At 58.3% G+C, this 17,919-nt stretch carries 18 protein-coding genes and 1 other annotated feature; of the genes, 11 read left to right on the top strand and 7 right to left on the bottom strand.

What is annotated here, in order from left to right; all coding sequences use genetic code 11:
- Nucleotides 1–240: 240 nt before the first annotated feature.
- Nucleotides 241–312: a sequence feature (ROSE (Repression Of Heat Shock gene Expression) occurs in the 5'-region of heat shock genes and acts as an RNA thermometer to modulate expression.), on the top strand.
- From ibpA to ACWKXN_RS20205, 3 genes are all read left to right on the top strand, one after another.
- On the top strand, nt 306–716 hold the full coding sequence (gene ibpA, locus ACWKXN_RS20215; RefSeq protein ID WP_008500162.1) for a small heat shock chaperone IbpA: 411 nt from the start codon (nt 306–308) through the stop codon (nt 714–716). (Overlaps the previous feature by 7 nt.)
- 136 nt (nt 717–852) lie before the next feature.
- Nucleotides 853–1,281, top strand: a complete 429-nt coding sequence (gene ibpB, locus ACWKXN_RS20210; RefSeq protein WP_032662053.1) for a small heat shock chaperone IbpB — start codon at nt 853–855, stop codon at nt 1,279–1,281.
- Between the two features lie 165 nt (nt 1,282–1,446).
- On the top strand, nt 1,447–3,108 hold the full coding sequence (locus tag ACWKXN_RS20205; RefSeq protein ID WP_039260365.1) for a putative transporter: 1,662 nt from the start codon (nt 1,447–1,449) through the stop codon (nt 3,106–3,108).
- On the opposite strand, the gene ACWKXN_RS20200 is transcribed toward ACWKXN_RS20205, so the two are convergent.
- Nucleotides 3,076–3,822, bottom strand: a complete 747-nt coding sequence (locus ACWKXN_RS20200; RefSeq protein ID WP_033144348.1) for a GntR family transcriptional regulator — start codon at nt 3,820–3,822, stop codon at nt 3,076–3,078. The two genes, ACWKXN_RS20205 and ACWKXN_RS20200, sit on opposite strands and share 33 nt — an antisense overlap.
- A gap of 221 nt (nt 3,823–4,043) precedes the next feature.
- On the opposite strand from ACWKXN_RS20200, the gene ACWKXN_RS20195 reads away from it, so the two are divergent.
- The 4 genes from ACWKXN_RS20195 (at nt 4,044) to ACWKXN_RS20180 (ending at nt 7,762) form a co-directional block, all read left to right on the top strand.
- Nucleotides 4,044–5,666: an alpha-glucoside-specific PTS transporter subunit IIBC gene (locus ACWKXN_RS20195; RefSeq protein ID WP_454544261.1), complete on the top strand. Its 1,623-nt coding sequence runs from the start codon at nt 4,044–4,046 to the stop codon at nt 5,664–5,666.
- The gene (locus ACWKXN_RS20190) at nt 5,663–6,985 is read left to right on the top strand and encodes a 6-phospho-alpha-glucosidase (protein ID WP_033144346.1); all 1,323 of its coding nucleotides are present in this window, start codon (nt 5,663–5,665) and stop codon (nt 6,983–6,985) included. The genes ACWKXN_RS20195 and ACWKXN_RS20190 overlap by 4 nt, the downstream gene beginning before the upstream one ends.
- Before the next feature lie 92 nt (nt 6,986–7,077).
- Complete coding sequence (locus ACWKXN_RS20185; RefSeq protein ID WP_039260367.1) at nt 7,078–7,425, top strand: YidH family protein; 348 nt, start codon at nt 7,078–7,080, stop codon at nt 7,423–7,425.
- Complete coding sequence (locus tag ACWKXN_RS20180) at nt 7,415–7,762, top strand: DUF202 domain-containing protein (RefSeq protein ID WP_454544260.1); 348 nt, start codon at nt 7,415–7,417, stop codon at nt 7,760–7,762. Before ACWKXN_RS20185 ends, ACWKXN_RS20180 begins: the two co-directional genes overlap by 11 nt.
- A gap of 34 nt (nt 7,763–7,796) precedes the next feature.
- On the opposite strand, the gene dsdA is transcribed toward ACWKXN_RS20180, so the two are convergent.
- Together dsdA and dsdX are read right to left on the bottom strand one after the other, a co-directional pair.
- Nucleotides 7,797–9,083 carry a D-serine ammonia-lyase gene (dsdA, locus tag ACWKXN_RS20175; protein ID WP_454544259.1) on the bottom strand — a complete coding sequence of 429 codons (1,287 nt, stop codon included), beginning with the start codon at nt 9,081–9,083 and terminating at the stop codon, nt 7,797–7,799.
- 17 nt (nt 9,084–9,100) lie between these two features.
- The gene (dsdX, locus tag ACWKXN_RS20170) at nt 9,101–10,438 is read right to left on the bottom strand and encodes a D-serine transporter DsdX (RefSeq protein ID WP_023309824.1); all 1,338 of its coding nucleotides are present in this window, start codon (nt 10,436–10,438) and stop codon (nt 9,101–9,103) included.
- Nucleotides 10,439–10,642: 204 nt separating this feature from the next.
- Between dsdX and dsdC the strand changes: the two genes are divergently transcribed.
- Together dsdC and ACWKXN_RS20160 are read left to right on the top strand one after the other, a co-directional pair.
- Nucleotides 10,643–11,569, top strand: coding sequence for a DNA-binding transcriptional regulator DsdC (gene dsdC, locus ACWKXN_RS20165; protein ID WP_069303447.1), 927 nt, complete (start codon nt 10,643–10,645; stop codon nt 11,567–11,569).
- A gap of 84 nt (nt 11,570–11,653) precedes the next feature.
- The gene (locus ACWKXN_RS20160) at nt 11,654–12,742 is read left to right on the top strand and encodes a cellulase family glycosylhydrolase (RefSeq protein ID WP_069303448.1); all 1,089 of its coding nucleotides are present in this window, start codon (nt 11,654–11,656) and stop codon (nt 12,740–12,742) included.
- Here ACWKXN_RS20160 and emrD read toward each other — a convergent pair.
- From emrD to tisB, 4 genes are all read right to left on the bottom strand, one after another.
- The gene (gene emrD / locus ACWKXN_RS20155) at nt 12,645–13,829 is read right to left on the bottom strand and encodes a multidrug efflux MFS transporter EmrD (RefSeq protein ID WP_033146466.1); all 1,185 of its coding nucleotides are present in this window, start codon (nt 13,827–13,829) and stop codon (nt 12,645–12,647) included. The genes ACWKXN_RS20160 and emrD overlap by 98 nt on opposite strands.
- Before the next feature lie 175 nt (nt 13,830–14,004).
- On the bottom strand, nt 14,005–14,838 hold the full coding sequence (locus ACWKXN_RS20150) for an EamA family transporter (protein ID WP_454544258.1): 834 nt from the start codon (nt 14,836–14,838) through the stop codon (nt 14,005–14,007).
- A gap of 62 nt (nt 14,839–14,900) precedes the next feature.
- Entirely contained in the window at nt 14,901–15,347 is a 447-nt protein-coding gene (locus tag ACWKXN_RS20145; protein ID WP_047059212.1) for a GNAT family N-acetyltransferase, read from the bottom strand.
- 64 nt (nt 15,348–15,411) lie between these two features.
- Entirely contained in the window at nt 15,412–15,501 is a 90-nt protein-coding gene (gene tisB / locus ACWKXN_RS20140; RefSeq protein ID WP_023309830.1) for a type I toxin-antitoxin system toxin TisB, read from the bottom strand.
- Nucleotides 15,502–16,022: 521 nt separating this feature from the next.
- Between tisB and ivbL the strand changes: the two genes are divergently transcribed.
- Together ivbL and ilvB are read left to right on the top strand one after the other, a co-directional pair.
- Nucleotides 16,023–16,121 carry an ilvB operon leader peptide IvbL gene (gene ivbL / locus ACWKXN_RS20135; RefSeq protein ID WP_057979964.1) on the top strand — a complete coding sequence of 33 codons (99 nt, stop codon included), beginning with the start codon at nt 16,023–16,025 and terminating at the stop codon, nt 16,119–16,121.
- Nucleotides 16,122–16,227: 106 nt separating this feature from the next.
- Entirely contained in the window at nt 16,228–17,916 is a 1,689-nt protein-coding gene (gene ilvB, locus ACWKXN_RS20130; RefSeq protein WP_048976215.1) for an acetolactate synthase large subunit, read from the top strand.
- Nucleotides 17,917–17,919: the final 3 nt, after the last annotated feature.

Here is a 17,919-nt window from a genome sequence, read left to right as displayed (position 1 = left end):
CATCGTTAATGGCACTGCATAGACCTGCAACTCAGGGTTATAGCGAGCCTTATCCAAAATGGATAGCCCGATAACCCCGCACTGTGGCAGCCATCGCAATTTAACCCTTTGTGCTGTTGTCCCAGTCTAAGCGAGATGCAGGAAAGTGCAAAAAAAAGTGCAGCTGTCGTTCTTGAAAAGCCCGATTGCAGACCCATTTTAAGAATGTGGCCCGATAACGAACTCGCCTGATGGGTGTTCGGGGGCGCAAAGGCCTGTCCATGGTGGAAGGCTACAATTTCTCGCTGATTTCAGGAGTTTTATTTATGCGTAACTTCGATCTTTCTCCGCTATACCGTTCTGCAATTGGTTTTGACCGCCTGTTTAACCATTTAGAAAATAACCAAAGCCAGAGCAACGGCTACCCTCCATACAATGTTGAGCTGGTTGACGAAAACCACTACCGCATCGCTATTGCCGTCGCCGGTTTTGCAGAAAATGAACTGGAGATCACCGCGCAGGACAACCTGCTGGTGGTGAAAGGTTCCCATACGGCCGAGCAGAAAGAACGTACCTATCTTTATCAGGGCATCGCCGAGCGCAACTTTGAACGCAAGTTCCAGTTAGCCGAGAACATTCACGTTAAAGGCGCGAACCTGGTTAACGGCCTGCTGTTTATCGAACTGGAACGTGTGATTCCGGAAGAGAAAAAACCGCGCCGTATCGAAATTAACTAATTACGCGGGTCGCGTGAGCGGCCCACCCGGACTTGCTTGCCGTAACGGGAGCATATGCGAATCCTTCAGGATTTGCAGGAACAACTGTGCACAAAATTACACTGTGCCGAACTCGCTTCTCAGAAGGAGATTTAGTATGCGTAACTACGATTTATCCCCCCTGCTGCGTCAGTGGATTGGTTTTGACAAACTGGCGAACGCCCTGCAAAGCACCACCGAGCAACAGACGTTTCCGCCGTACAACATCGAAAAAAGCGACGATAACCACTATCGCATCACCCTTGCGCTGGCCGGTTTCCGCCAGGACGATCTGGACATCCAGCTTGAAGGCACGCGCCTGACCGTGAAAGGTACGCCGGAAAAACAAGAGACCGAGACCAAATGGCTGCATCAGGGGCTGGTTAATCAGCCGTTCAGCCTGAGCTTTACCCTGGCAGACCATATGGAAGTGTCCGGCGCAACGTTTACCAACGGTCTGCTGCATATCGACCTGATCCGCAACGTGCCGGAAGCCATCGCGCCGCAGCGTATCGCCATTAGCGAGCGGCCTGCGTTGAATAGCTAATAGTGTGCGGGCTGATGCCCTCACCCCGGCCCTCTCCTGTAGGGAGAGGGTGAAAAGATAAAGCCCTGCCCCGGCAGGGCTTTTTTGTGCGCCATCACCCATACAACCGCCTCCGGCTCTGAGAGAATCCTTAGCATAACTAAGGTTATGATAAGGAAGTGGGTCATGAGTGATATCGCGTTAACCGTCAGCGTGTTGGCCCTGGTCGCTGTTGTTGGCCTGTGGATAGGTAATATCAAAATCCGTGGCGTCGGGTTTGGGATAGGCGGGGTACTGTTTGGCGGCATTTTTGTCGGGCACTTCGCCGACAAGCTCGGGCTGGTCCTCAGCGCCGAAATGCTCCACTTTACCCAGGAGTTCGGCCTGATCCTCTTCGTTTATACCATCGGTATTCAGGTGGGACCGGGCTTTTTCGCCTCACTTCGGGTCTCCGGATTACGGCTCAACCTGTTTGCCCTCGGCATAGTGGTGATGGGCGGGCTGGTCACCGCAATTCTGCATAAAATCTTCGATATCCCGCTCCCCGTGGTGCTGGGCATTTTCTCCGGGGCGGTTACCAACACGCCTGCGCTCGGTGCCGGGCAGCAAATCCTTCGCGATTTGGGCATCGAACCCGGCATCGTCGACCAGATGGGGATGAGCTACGCCATGGCCTATCCGTTTGGGATTTGCGGCATTCTGCTTTCCATGTGGCTGGTACGCGTCCTGTTTCGCATTAACGTCGACAAAGAGGCGAAGGACCACGAAACCACGCTCACCAACGGCCATATGCCGATCAAAACCATCAACATTCGGGTCGATAACCCCAACCTGAACAATATGGCGATTCAGGACGTGCCGATCCTCAACAGCGCCAATATCATCTGCTCCCGCCTCAAGCGTGACGATATGCTGATGGTGCCCGCGCCCGGCACCGTCATTCGGCAGGGCGATCTGCTGCACCTGGTCGGCCAGCCCGGAGATTTAAACAACGCGCGGCTGGTGATTGGCCAGGAAGTGGATACCTCGCTCTCAACCCGCGGCACCGATATGCGCGTGGAACGCGTTGTGGTGACTAACGAACACGTTCTTGGCAAGAAAATACGCGATCTGCAGGTAAAAGAGCGCTATGACGTGGTGATCTCTCGCCTTAACCGTGCGGGGGTTGAACTGGTCGCCAGCCCGGAGGCTAGCCTGCAGTTCGGGGATATCCTCAACCTGGTCGGGCGCCCGTCGTCCATCGACGCCGTGGCGGATATGGTGGGTAACGCCCAGCAAAAACTGCAGCAGGTGCAGATGCTGCCGGTGTTTATCGGTATCGGACTCGGCGTGCTGCTCGGTTCTATTCCTGTGTACGTGCCGGGCTTCCCGGTGGCGCTCAAGCTGGGCCTGGCGGGCGGGCCGCTGATTATGGCGCTGATCCTCGGGCGTATCGGCTGTATCGGCAAGCTCTACTGGTTTATGCCGCCGAGCGCCAACCTGGCGCTGCGCGAACTGGGCATCGTGCTGTTCCTGGCGGTGGTCGGCCTGAAATCCGGAGGGGATTTTGTCGATACCCTGGTCAAGGGCGAAGGGATGAGCTGGGTTGGATACGGCATCTTTATCACGGCGATCCCGCTGCTGACGGTGGGAATACTGGCGCGGATGTTCGCCAAAATGAACTACCTGACGCTGTGCGGGATGCTGGCGGGCTCCATGACCGATCCGCCCGCGCTGGCTTTTGCCAACAACCTGCACGCCACCAGCGGTGCGGCCGCGCTCTCCTATGCCACCGTCTATCCGCTGGTGATGTTCCTGCGCATCATCACCCCGCAGCTACTGGCGGTGCTGTTCTGGGGGATGAGCTAGCAGGTCGTCCGGGTGGATGCGCCGCAGATGGTAGTCCACCTGGTAATCACTGGTATTTCGGAACATCACGGAATAATTGAGGAACTCGCCGCTGTCGCTGTAGGAGAGAGAGGTAATTCGCAGCAGCGGCGTCTGTTCCGGCAGGTTCATATAACCGGCCAGCGTTTTATCTGCCAGCACCGGCGTCAGGCTCTCGTAGTTGCCGCTGATGGTGATCCCGCACTCCTTCTCGATGTAATCAAACTTAGACCCCTCAAGATGCGCCAGCGACAGATTGCGGAACAGCTTCACCGGCATAAAGCTGTCCTCCAGCATCAGCGGCTTCCCGTCCACGTAGCGCACCCGCCGGGAAAAGTAGATCCGTTCATCCACCTGAATCCGCAGCTGGCTGGCGATGGCGGGCGGGGCGGGCATCACTTCAAACTGTAAGACCTTACTCTGCACCTCTTTTCCCTGTTGACGCAGCACCTCCACCAGCCCGGTCAGGTTGGTGGTTTCGTGGTGAACATCTTTGCGTGAGACAAAGGTTCCGCTGCCGTGTCGACGCTCAACCAGCCCCCAGCTCACCAGCAGATCCAGCGCCTTGCGGATGGTCATTCGCGCCACGCCGAACTCCTGCGCCAGCGCTTTTTCGCCGGGCAGCGGGCTGCCGACGTTGTAGTCCGACGAATTCAGCCGCAGTCGCAATCTGTCAGCAATAGATTTGTAGATCACCAGTAGACCTCTCTGCCGTTATCAGGGCGTGGATTGCGTTCTGATATGTCCATATTTACCGCAAAAAGTAGACCTGATTGGTCAAAATAAAACCATGAATGCGATCACGAATCGCAGCGGCACGCCATGTTCGCGCATCAGTAACTTCTTATGCTCACCTCAGGCCAGCAAAAAACCATAAAGGCCTCTACCCCTACAGGTTGTTTCATGAGGATTTAAAAATGCTCAGTCAAATACAACGTTTTGGCGGTGCCATGTTTACCCCGGTGTTGCTGTTTCCGTTCGCCGGGATCGTGGTGGGAATCGCCATCATGCTTCGCAACCCGCTGTTTGTCGGCGAAGCCTTAACCGCCCCCGATCATCTTTTCGCGCAGATTGTCCACATCATTGAAGAGGGCGGCTGGGCGGTGTTTCGCAATATGCCGCTGATTTTTGCCGTTGGCTTACCGATTGGCCTGGCGAAGCAGGCGCAGGGCCGCGCCTGTCTTGCGGTGCTGATTAGCTTCCTGACCTGGAACTACTTTATTAACGCGATGGGGATGACCTGGGGCCACTTCTTCGGCGTCGACTTCTCCGCCGAACCGACGGCCGGAAGCGGGCTGGCGATGATTGCCGGTATCAAAACGCTCGATACCAGCATCATCGGTGCCATTGTGATCTCAGGCATCGTCACCGCCATCCACAACCGCTACTTCGACAAGCCGCTGCCGGTGTTTCTGGGGATTTTCCAGGGCAGCTCGTTTGTCGTTATCCTCGCGTTCTTCGTCATGATCCCCTGCGCCTGGCTGACGCTGCTGGGCTGGCCGAAAGTGCAGATGGGCATTGAGTCCCTGCAGGCGTTCCTGCGCTCCGCCGGTGCGCTGGGCGTGTGGGTGTATACCTTCCTGGAACGCATTCTGATCCCAACCGGATTGCACCACTTCGTCTACGGTCCGTTCATCTTCGGCCCGGCGGCGGTGGAAGGCGGCATTCAGGTCTACTGGGCACAGCATCTGCAGGAATTCAGCCAGAGCACCCTGCCGCTGAAAACCCTCTTCCCGGAAGGCGGATTCGCGCTGCACGGCAACTCAAAAGTGTTTGGCTCGGTCGGGATTGCGCTGGCGATCTGGTATACCGCGTCGCCGGAAAACCGCGTCAAGGTGGCGGGGCTGCTGGTCCCGGCCACGCTCACCGCCGTGCTGGTGGGCATCACTGAACCGCTTGAGTTCACCTTCCTGTTTATCTCGCCGCTGCTGTTTGCCGTGCACGCCGTGCTGGCGGCCACCATGGCAACGGTGATGTACGCCTTTGGCGTCGTGGGGAACATGGGCGGCGGCCTGCTGGACCAGTTCCTGCCGCAAAACTGGATCCCAATGTTCCACAACCACGCCTCGACGGTATTCACCCAGATCGGCATTGGCGTCTGCTTCACCGGGATTTACTTCGTGGTCTTCAAAACGCTGATCGAACGTCTGAACCTGAAAACGCCGGGCCGGGAAGAGAGCGAAATCAAACTCTACAGCAAGGCCGACTATAAGGCGGCGCGCGGGCAAACCACCGCCCCGGCGGCGGCCAGCCAGCAGGTAGGGCAGGCCGCCGGATTCCTGCAGGCTCTCGGCGGCGCGGCCAACATCGAAAGCATCAACAACTGCGCCGCCCGCTTGCGCATTGCGCTGGTGGATATGGCGAAAACCCAAAGCGATGACGTCTTCAAAGCCCTCGGCGCCCACGGCGTGGTGCGACGCGGCAACGGCATTCAGGTGATTGTCGGCCTGCACGTTCCTCAGGTGCGCGACCAGCTGGAATCGCTGATGAAAACCCCTTTAACAAATGAACAAACCACCCTGACAGAGGCTATATCATGAAAAAATTCTCAGTTGTTATTGCAGGCGGCGGCAGCACCTTTACGCCTGGTATCGTCCTGATGCTGTTAGCCAACCGTGACCGTTTCCCGCTGCGCGCGCTGAAGTTCTATGACAACGACGGCGCACGTCAGGAGACCATCGCCGAAGCGTGCAAAATCATCCTCAGGGAGCAGGCGCCGGAGATTGAATTCAGCTACACCACCGATCCTAAAGCGGCGTTTACCGATGTGGATTTTGTGATGGCGCATATCCGCGTGGGCAAATACCCGATGCGTGAAAAAGATGAAAAAATCCCGCTGCGCCACGGCGTGCTGGGCCAGGAAACCTGCGGACCGGGCGGCATCTCCTACGGCATGCGCTCTATCGGCGGCGTGCTGGAGCTGGTGGATTATATGCAGCAGTACTCCCCGAACGCGTGGATGCTGAACTATTCCAACCCGGCGGCGATTGTCGCGGAAGCCACGCGTCGCCTGCGTCCGAACGCCAAAATCCTCAACATCTGCGATATGCCGATCGGCATTGAAGGGCGCATGGCGCAGATTGTCGGCCTGAAAAACCGCAAAGAGATGCGCGTGCGCTACTACGGCCTGAACCACTTCGGCTGGTGGACGTCGATTGAAGATCTCAACGGCAACGATCTGATGCCGAAACTGCGCGAATACGTGGCGAAAAATGGCTATGTTCCGCCTTCGGAAGATGCGCATACCGAAGCGAGCTGGAACGATACTTTTGCCAAAGCCAGAGACGTGCAGGCGCTGGATCCGGATACCATGCCGAACACCTACCTGAAGTATTACCTGTTCCCGGACTACGTGGTCGCGCACTCCAACCCGGAACGCACCCGCGCCAATGAGGTCATGGATCACCGTGAGAAGCATGTGTTCAGCGCCTGCCGGGCGATTATCGAAGCCGGTCACTCCGCCGCCGGCGAGCTGGAAATCGACGAACATGCGTCGTACATCGTCGATCTGGCGACGGCAATTGCCTTCAACACCCAGGAGCGGATGCTGCTGATTGTGCCAAACAACGGGGCCATCCATAACTTTGATGCCGACGCGATGGTGGAGATCCCGTGCCTGGTGGGCCATAACGGCCCAGAGCCGCTTACGGTGGGCGATATTCCACACTTCCAGAAAGGGCTGATGAGCCAGCAGGTGGCGGTGGAAAAACTGGTGGTGGATGCCTGGGAGCAGCGCTCGTACCAGAAACTCTGGCAGGCGATCACCCTGTCGAAAACCGTGCCGAGCGCGTCCGTCGCAAAAGCGATTCTGGATGACCTGATCGAGGCCAATAAGGACTTCTGGCCAGCGCTGCACTAATCGTCCTGACCGGCATCGCCCGATGCCGGTCTCCTTGTCCTTGTCGATTTACGCTATGCTGAAGCCTGCCCGCAGCACGACAAGGAACCTTCATGAAAATTTCCCGCCTCGGCGAAGCGCCGGACTACCGCTTTTCTCTGGCCAATGAACGCACTTTTTTAGCGTGGATCCGCACCGCGCTGGGCTTTCTTGCCGCAGGGGTGGGTCTCGATCAGCTCGCGCCCGATTTCGCCACGCCGCTGATCCGTGAAGTGCTGGCGCTGCTGCTGTGCCTGTGTGCGGGCGTGCTGGCGATTTACGGCTACCTGCGCTGGCTGCGCAATGAGAAGGCGATGCGCCTGAAGCAGGATCTGCCCTATACGCGCGGGCTGCTGATCGTCAGCACGATTCTGCTGACGGTGGCGGGCGTGGTGATGGTGCTGGTGTTCTATGGCGGATAGCCGCAAAGAGCGACGCGAGGCGGACCCCGGCCTGCAGCCGGAGCGGACGTCGCTGGCCTGGCTTCGCACGCTGCTGGGGTATGGCGCGCTGATTGCCCTGGCGATTAAGCACAACTGGCACCGCACGGGGGTGCCATTCTGGATTTCTATTGTTGTGCTGGCGCTGGTGGCCATCATTTTATGGCGCTATACCCGCAGCCGTAACCTGATGGACGTGGCGCAGAACGATTTTGTACAGCCGAAAGCGATGCGGGATAAGTTCCTGATCGCGCTCGCTGTTCTCTCGCTGTCGCTGCTGTTTGCGGTAACCCATATTCAGCAAATTTTGAGCCTGTAAGCCCGGTGGCGGCTACGCCTTACCGGGCCTACGATTAACGGCCTTTTGCTAAATACTTCGCCATCTCGTCCTCCGGCACCATTCCGCCGCCGGTCGCCCACACCAGGTGGATAACGTTGGTATGCGAATGAACGCGCACCGGCCCGGCCATGCCCGCCAGCGCCGACGGCTCCAGGCGGATCCCTTCCTCCTGCGCGAGCCAGCCGAGCATGTCATACATGCTCTGGTCGGAAAGGGTGTAGAACCCGTCGAGCAGGCGCTCCATCGCGCGGCCCACGAAGCCGGAGGCGCGTCCTACCGCCAGACCGTCCGCCGCCGTGACGTTATCAATGCCCAGATCCTGCACCGCGATCTCATCGTGCAGGCCGGTGTAGACGCCGAGCAGCATGCACGGGGAGTGCGTCGGCTCCGCGAAGAAGCAGTGGACGTTATCGCCAAAGGCCAGCTTCAGGCCAAACGCCACGCCGCCAGGGCCGCCGCCAACGCCGCACGGCAGGTAGACGTACAGCGGATGCTCCGCATCCACCACGCGGCCCTGTTCGGCAAACTGCGCCTTCAGGCGCTCGCCCGCCACCGCATAGCCCAGGAACAGGGTGCGTGAATTTTCATCGTCAATGAAGAAACAGTTCGGATCGCTTTCCGCCGCTTTTCGTCCCTGCTCCACCGCCACGCCGTAATCCTGCTCATATTCCACGACGATGACGCCGTGGCTGCGCAGTTTGGCTTTCTTCCACTCTCGGGCGTCGGCGGACATATGCACCGTCACCTTAAAGCCGATGCGTGCGCTCATAATGCCGATGGACATCCCGAGGTTGCCGGTTGAGCCTACCGCAATGCTGTACTGGCTGAAGAAGTCCTTAAAGCGCGGCTCCAGCAGAATGCTGTAGTCGTCGTCTATGCTCAGCAACCCGGCTTCCAGCGCCAGTTTTTCCGCATGGGTCAGCACCTCATAGATGCCGCCGCGCGCTTTAATCGAGCCGGAAATCGGCAGATGGCTGTCTTTTTTCAGCAGCAGCGTGCCGGGAATAGGCTTACCAGATTCTCTCTCCAGCCGCTTTTGCATCGCCGGGATCGCGACCAGTTCGGATTCGATAATCCCGCCCGTTGCCGCCGTTTCCGGGAAGGCTTTCGCCAGATACGGCGCGAAGCGGTTGAGGCGCGCGTGCGCGTCGTCCACGTCGTCTTTGGTCAGCCCGACATAGGGCAACCCTTCTGCAAGCGTCGTGGTGCGCGGGTTAAGCCAGGTGGTTTCTTTCAGGGCGATCAGATCCTCAACCAGAGGAAACTGTGCGGTTAAAGTAGTGATAGTTGCGTTTTCCATAATACGTCTCTTCGCGCTCAGATAATGAAGGAAAGCAGGAATGTGCCGCCAAGTGCAAGCACCGAGGCGATAAACGTCGCCGTCGTATAGTATTTGAAGGTCTCATTCAGGGTCGCGCCGCAGTATTGCTTCACCAGCCAGAAGAGGGAATCGGTCACGATCGTGCAGCCAATGGCGCCGGAACCGATGGCAATGGTGATGATCTCCGGACTCACGTTCGGATAGAGCGGCAGCATCGGCGCGACTATCGCCGTCGCGCCCATCATCGCCACCGTCGCGGAGCCGACGGCGGCATGCAGAACCAGCGCCACCAGCCAGGCGAGCAGGATAGGGTGCATGTGCAGGTTCGAGAGAATATGCGCCAGCGAGTCTGCCAGCCCGCTGGTTTTCAGGATGGCGTTAAACGCGCCGCCCGCGCCGATAATCAGCAAAATGTTGGCGATAGAGCCGAAGCCGTGCTCGGTGTGCGTCAGCATCGTGCCCATGCCCATATGCTGGCGTATCCCCAGCAGGTAGTAGGCGACAAACACGGCGATAAACATCGCGGTGATCGGGTTGCCGATAAACTCCAGCAGCGTATACAGCGTGCCTTCTTTTGCCATATTCAGCTCGGCAATGGTTTTCACCAGCATCAGGGCAATCGGCAGCAGCACCGTGAACAGCGTGGCGCCCAGCGACGGCAGGGTGTGCTCTTCCCGCACCTTCAGGTCTGAAAATTCCGCCGGAACCGGTTTAAACGGCAGACGGTTGCCGAGCAGTTTCAGGAACAGCGGGCCGCCGACCAGCGAGGCCATCAGGCCTACCATCAAACCGTAGACAATGACCGTTCCGACGTCCGCGCCTAATTTATTGGTCACAAACAGCGCGGCCGGATGCGGCGGCACCACGCAGTGCACCGCCATCAGCGCGGTACAGAGCGGAATGGCCAGCTTGAGCAGCGACGTGTTGGTCTTTTTGGCGATGGAAAACGCCAGCGGGATCAGCAGTACCACACCCACTTCCACGAACAGCGTGATCCCGCAGATAAGACCCACCAGCACCATAATCACGTCTGCGGATAGCCAGCGGCAGCGCTGCAGTGCGATCCCGATGCGCTCGGCCGCGCCGGAGACTTCCATCATCTTGCCGAGAATGGTGCCCAGACCAATCACCGCCGCCAGGAAGCCCAGCGTACCGCCAATTCCGCTCTCAATGGCATTCACCATATCCAGCGGGCTCATCCCCATCATCGCGCCGACGAAAAAGCTCGCCAGCAGCAGCGCGAGGAACGGGTGAAACTTCAGCTTAACGATGGTTAAAACAATTAACACAATGCTGACCAGCAGCGTTGCCACAACCCAGACCTGAGATCCCATATCTCACCTCACCCTTATGTCATCTGTGGGTATTGGACGAAAAAACGGCGTGGGCTGACAAACGATATAAATTGGCGTTCAGGTGAGCCAGATTGGATCAACTGAGTGACTGCGGTCTAAAAAGCGCACTTAATTCGTATTAGGTTCACATAAATTCACCCTTGAGCGGTATGCTGAGCGCAGAAAACTCGCGTGAGAATTGTGATGACCGATGCGAATGAAGCCAGAAACCGCCTGTTAAACGGCTGGCAGCTGTCGAAAATGTACACCTTTGAAGTGGCCGCCCGGCATGAGTCTTTCGCCCTGGCGGCGGAGGAGCTGTCGCTCAGCCCAAGCGCGGTGAGCCACCGCATCAACCTGCTGGAAGAGGAGCTGGGTATTCAGCTGTTTGTCCGCTCGCACCGTAAAGTTGAGCTGACGCAGGAGGGAAAGCGCGTTTACTGGACGCTTAAGTCGTCCCTCGACACCCTGAATCAGGAGATCCTGGACATCAAAAACCAGGCGCTGTCCGGCACGCTGACGGTCTACTCCCGGCCGTCGATCGCTCAGTGCTGGCTGGTGCCCATGCTGGGGGACTTTACCCGCCGCTATCCGTCGATTTCACTCACCATCCTGACCGGCAATGATTACGTCAATATGCAGCGAACGGGCGTCGATCTGGCGCTCTATTTCGACGATACGCCGCCAAACCACCTCTCTCATCACTTCCTGATGGACGAGGAGATTTTGCCCGTCTGCTCGCCGCAGTATGCCCGCGAGCATGAGCTGCTGAAAAACCCCGATAACCTCAGCCACTGCACGCTGCTGCACGACCGTCAGGCCTGGAGCAACGATTCCGGTACGGATGAGTGGCTGAGCTGGGCGCAACATTTTGCGGTGAATATGCCGCCATCGTCGGGTATTGGTTTCGATCGTTCCGATTTAGCGATTATTGCGGCCATCAACCACGTCGGCGTCGCGATGGGCAGAAAGCGGCTGGTGCAGAAACGGCTCGAACGGGGCGAGCTTATCGCCCCGTTTGGTGAAAAGACCCTGAAATGCCATCAGCACTACTATATCTCGACGCTCTCTGGCCGACAGTGGCCGAAAATAGACGCCTTTATCGGCTGGCTGAGAGAACTGGCAGGTTGAAGAATTATTACGCTTTCGCTCTACACGAAATGTGAAAAAGCGTGCTAAATACAGGTAATGCTTTCGATTTATCCAGGGTAAACCGTGTTAAAGCCTTTTATTGCCTGTGCATTACTGATCTCTTCCGGCTGGGCGATTGCCGCTGAGCCGCCGCTGACGGCTGCCCGTTATGCGCAGCAGCTGGGCGTCGGGATGGATGTGGACTGGGCGCGCACCGAGCGCGGCATACGCGAATTCGACCCGCTGGTGGTGCGCGATTTTCGTGCAAAAGGCATTACCCACGTGCGCATTCGCGTCGCCGATGAGCCGACGGAAGCGCGGCTAATTCACCTGCGGAAGTTGGTGGAAGCCTGCGAACAGTATGGCGTGATCCCGATTATCGCTTATCAGGCTGATGAATATAAAAACGACCCGAAAGCCGATAACGAGAAAGAGACGATTAACTGGTGGATTGCCGTGGCGCACTATTTCGGTCAGAGCTATCCGCTGCTGGGTTTTGATCTCATTTATGAGCCGGCCGACAAGCTTAACCACAACCTCGCGTCGCTAAACCGCGTGTATGAAAAAACCATTAAAGCGATCCACGACATGGACCCGCAGCGCATGATCTTTATTGCGCCACGCCTGCGCGCCGCGCCGGAGGATTTATCCAGCCTGAAGCTGCCCGCGCACAGCCAAAACTACCTGCTGGCAGAGTGGCATATTTTCCCGTGGGGGCCGCTGAAAAATAGCGGTAAATACCCGTGGACGTCCGGCACGGCGACGGAGAAAGCGGCTATCCATAATCGCATCACTACCGCGCTGCGCTGGCAGCAAAAAACCGGGCACGTGAGCTGGGTCGGGGGCTGGGGAGTGGGAGAGTCAAACCATCTCACGCCAACCGCTTCGCAAATGGCGTTCTCCACCTTTATGGCCTGCGAGCTGCAAAAGGCGAAAATCCCGTATGCGCTGAACGCGGATTTCCAGTTTTACGACGGGGAAGAGGGAGCCTGGCGGCCCGCGCCGGAGCCGTTACTGCAGGCGATGATTGCGCCCGTCTGTGAAAAGCCCGGCGAGAAGCCGGGCCATCATGCGGTTAAACCGGCTGCTCGTGATGCGGAACACGCGACGCCAGCGGCAGCCAGCACAGTAAAATCAGCAGCCCCATCAGCGTCATCAGCAGGCCCAAACTAGCCTGCCCGGTCTGCGGCATCATCGCCGAGAGCCAGGCCAGCGCGCCGGAGCCGATATTCTGCAAACCGCCCACCAGCGCGCCAGCCGTGCCTGCGAGAAACGGGAACGGCTCCATCGCGCCGCTGGTCGCCAGCGGGAACAGCATCCCCGCGCCGAAGAAGAACAGCGCTGCCGGGATGAGCAGCGTCCAGACCGTCATCACGCCAAACAGCCCCGGTATCCACATCATCAGACCCGCCAGCAGACAGCTGATCACCGACTGCCACATCAGGGTGGAGAAGCGTTTATTTGGGCGTCCGGCAAACCACGCACCGAAGAACGCCGCCGGGATCGGCAGAATAAACAGAATACTCACTACCATGCTGCTCAGGCCCAGACCCGCGCCCAGCAGCACGCCGGAACAGGCTTCAAACACCGCAATGCCCGCCAGGCCGCCGATCAGCATCAGCAGGTAGCAGGTAAACGACCCGTTGCCGAACAGCGTTTTATAGCTGGTGATAAGCTTCGTGCGCGGCGCGTCCTGCGGGCGCGTTTCCGGCATCCAGCGCGCCATGCTGAAGGTGACAATCACGCACAGCACCAGCAGGAAGGCGTAGCAGGCGCGCCAGGACCACATCGTGTCCAGCAGGCCGCCAATCAGCGGGGCGAGAAGCGGGCTGACCAGAATACCCATATTCAACAAGCTGTTGGCATGACGGAGCTGGGTGCCCTGATACATATCGCGCGGTAAGGTTCGCGCCATCACCCCACCGACGCCGGTCCCGACGCCCTGCAGGGCGCTGGCGGCAATCAGTACGGTCAGGCTGTGCGTGGTAATGGCAATCACCGTCGCCACCATGAAAATGCTCATGCCCACCAGGATCACCGGGCGACGCCCGATTCGGTCAGACAGCGGGCCGTAGAAGAGCTGCGAAACGCCATAGGTCAGCAGGTAGGCTGCCATCACGCTCTGCACCGCGCCCTCGCGGACGTTCAATTCCTTTGCCATGTCGGCAATCGCCGGAATGTAGATGGTTTGCGCCATCTGACCGACGGCCACCAGTAACACCAGCATCAACAATAAGTTAACGTTCCTTTGTTTTTTCATGTCGCTGAATACTTTTGCCAAAAGAGAAAAATGAAGAATAAGTGACTGCGCATTCCCATAAATGCGCGAGGAATCTACCACAGAGAGATGACAATTTAAGCATTGTCGTGGTGAATGAAAAAACCGGGAAAGGCAGGATTTGTAAACAAGGACGGCAACTAATGTTGCCAGTGATTTACGCCAGGCGCAGCAGAATGGCGCCGCCAGCAATACCCAGCGCCGCCGCGATGCGCAGGCCCGCAACCTTCTCTTTTAAAAGGACAAACGCGATCAGCGCCCCGAAAAGAATCGAGGTTTCACGCAGCGCCGCGACCACCGCCAGCGGTGCCTGCGTCATGGCCCAAAGCGCCAGACCGTAAGAGCCCATGGTGCCCACCCCGCCGAGTAACCCCTTTTTCCAGTGCAGGCGCAGGTAGCCGGACGCCTCGCGCCGACGCGCCACCATTGCCCAGCTCAGCAGGCAGAAGCCATTCATAAAGAAGGTCCACAGCGTGTAGCCCAGCGCGGTGTCCGACAGCCGCACGCCGGTGCCGTCCACCAGCGTATACCCGGCAATGAAGCAGGCGTTCAGCAGCGCCAGCCAGATCCCTTTGCGTGACTGCATGCGGCCATGCATCGCCATCGCCAGAATCGAAAGGCAAATTACTCCGATGCCGGACCAGGCGAGCCAGGAGAGACGATCGCCGAGCGCCAGCACGCCGATCAGCGCCACCAGCAGCGGGGCGGTGCCGCGCATCAGAGGATAGGTCTGGCTCATATCGGAGACCTGATAGGTTTTCGCTACCAGCACGGTGTACACAACCTGTAAGGCGCAGGAGACGATCAAAAACGGCCAGCTTGCAGCAGATGGCTGTGGGGAAAACGGCAGTAAGACCAGAGCGATAAGCGTGGCGGATCCGCTGAGGCTTATCGCGGAATAGAGCTTGTCCGTTCCGGCCTTAACGATGGCGTTCCAGCTGGCATGCAGCAGTGCGGCGAAGAGCAAAATGCAGAAAACGGTGGTGGTCATGGCGTATCGGGTGATGAATTGTCACTCAACTGTAACATTCACACCCTGATGCTGCCAGCCGGTTACACGGCACAAAAAAGGCGGTGCGTCACCCGCGGCTCGTCCGAGACCAGCGTAAAACCCGCCTGGCGATAGAAGCCATACGCGGTGTCTGGCGCGTGGGTATTCAGAAAATCAAACCAGATGCTGGCATCGGCCATCACCACGGTTAAAAGCTGTTTGCCAATGCCCAGCCCGCGGCACTTCTCGCTGACGTAGAGATGGCGAATACGTCCGGCGCGCGGCTGCTGGCTGAACGGATCGCGGTTGAGGCCGCACACGCCGACCAGCCTGCCGTTGAGAAACGCGCCCAGCAGCTTTTCTCCCGGCGCGTTAAAGCGGTTCTCGCCGCGCTGCCAGTTCTCTTCCAGCCTGCGCAGCATGTTGAAATTCAGTGCGATACTTTCAGCCTTCAGGGCGATATACCCCGGTTCATCCGGTGTGACGGGCTCAATTAACAGACGCGACATAGCATTCCCTCGTTATTAAAGAGGGGCGGTTTCCCGCCCCTCTCAGGTGCGACTTGAACCTGAATTACCGAAGGAATTTCAGGACAGCATCAAGCAGTTGCAGTACTGCAACAATGAGTTTGAGGATAAGTATCACCATATCCACTACGCTCATACGCGTCTCCTTTTGGTTAAAAGGAGCACGATGCTGGCGTACCTTTCCGCCGCCTGTTGCCAGCACCTGGATTGACGTAACACAGTGTGCTCACTTCAGGGGTTAAGGCACTGACGGCACCACCCGTTTCAGCCAGGACTTCGTTGCGCCGGTAAAACTGCGGCCCCCTCGCTCACTGCGAACACCCTCAGTATAGATAAATACTGTATGCATGAACAGTATTTTCTGGACAAAACCCGAAACCCCATCCATACTCAAAAACGTCAAAATCCGTGCCTGAATTGCGCGTTCGTCTTCGATCGCGTATACTTTTTGCGTTGACGTAACACAGTGTGTTCTGCGGCGACCAACCGCAAAATCCTGATAAAAACCTCGCTCCGGCGGGGTTTTTTGTTTTCATCACCCAACAAACGAAACGTGATCCCTGGCGCATTTTTGCGCAGATGAAAATATTTCCATTGTCACGCCCGAAAACCTGTGTTTGTATAAATTCCATCAATGATTCCAAACACAGGTCCCCAATGACTTCATCCATCTTCACTTCGACCCTACTAAAAACTGCGCAACCAGCCGCAGTGGTCGTCGTGCGTGTGGTGGTGGTCGTCGGCAATGCGCCGTAGGGACTGGATCAACACACGAATCCAAAACCCCGCCGGCGCAAACCGGGCGGGGTTTTTCGTTTAGGACCCTCCCCGGAACGTCGGCCCAGAAGAAAAGGACTGGAGCATGGCAAGTTCGGGCACAACATCCACCACGACGCGTTTTACTGGCGCGCAGCTGATCGTTCATCTGCTGGAACGGCAGGGCATCACCACGGTTGCGGGTATCCCTGGCGGCACGGTACTGCCGCTGTACGATGCGTTAAGCCAAAGCACGCAGATCCGCCACGTGCTGGCGCGCCACGAGCAGGGGGCAGGCTTTATTGCTCAGGGCATGGCGCGTACGCAGGGCAAACCGGCGGTCTGTATGGCCTGCAGCGGCCCGGGCGCAACCAACCTGGTGACCGCCATCGCCGACGCGCGCCTCGACTCCATTCCGCTGATCTGCATTACCGGCCAGGTACCGTCCTCAATGATCGGCACCGATGCGTTCCAGGAAGTGGACACCTACGGCATCTCTATCCCCATCACCAAACATAACTATTTAGTTCGCGATATCAGCGAGCTTCCTCAGGTTATCAGCGATGCGTTCCGCATTGCGCAGTCTGGCCGCCCGGGCCCGGTGTGGATAGACATTCCTAAGGATGTCCAGACCGCTGAGATCGAAATCGACGTCCTGCCGGAGCCGGGCGAGCGTGCCCCCGCGCCGGAATTCAGCGCTGAGAGCGTGAGCGATGCCGCCGCCATGATTAACGCCGCCAAACGCCCGGTGCTCTATCTGGGCGGCGGAGCGATTAACGCTGCGGATGAAATCCGCCAGTTTGCAGAGAAAGCCAACCTGCCGACCACCATGACCCTGATGGCGCTGGGCATGCTGCCTAAAGCGCACCCGCTCTCTCTCGGCATGCTGGGCATGCACGGCGCGCGCAGCACCAACTACATCCTGCAAGAGGCTGATTTGCTGATTGTTATGGGCGCGCGTTTTGATGACCGGGCGATCGGCAAAACCGAGCAGTTCTGCCCGAACGCCAAAATCATTCACGTGGATATCGACCGCGCCGAGCTGGGTAAAATCAAGCAGCCGCACGTGGCGATTCAGGGCGACGTGGCCGAGGTTCTGGCGCAGCTGATCCCGCAGACGGACGCAGCCGACCGCGCCGACTGGCGCCAGCTGGTGGCCGATCTGCAGCGCGAGTTCCCGGGCGCCATCCCAACCGAAGGCGACCCGCTGAGCCACTACGGTCTTATCAACGCCGTGGCCGCCTGCGTGGACGACAGCGCAATTATCACCACCGACGTCGGCCAGCATCAGATGTGGACCGCCCAGGCCTACCCGCTGAACCGTCCGCGCCAGTGGCTGACCTCCGGCGGTCTGGGAACCATGGGCTTTGGTCTGCCCGCAGCTGTGGGTGCGGCGCTCGCCAACCCGGACCGCAAGGTCATCTGCTTCTCCGGCGACGGTAGCCTGATGATGAATATTCAGGAAATGGCCACCGCGGCCGAAAACCAGTTAGACGTGAAAATCATCCTGATGAACAACGAGGCGCTGGGGCTGGTGCACCAGCAGCAGAGCCTGTTCTACAAGCAGGGCGTGTTTGCCGCGACCTATCCGGGGATGATTAACTTCATGCAGATTGCCGCCGGCTTTGGCCTGCACACCTGCGATCTGAACGCCGAAGAGGATGCCCACGCGGCGCTGCAGGACGCGATTTCTCGCCCCGGCCCGGCGCTGATCCACGTGCGTATCGACCCTGAACAAAAAGTGTATCCGATGGTGCCGCCGGGAGCGGCAAATACTGAGATGGTGGGAGAATAAGCC

Source organism: Enterobacter sp. UPMP2060, assembly GCF_053709655.1.
The sequence above is the reverse complement of the archived record's forward strand: the minus strand, read 5'-3'. Positions and strand labels throughout refer to the sequence as shown.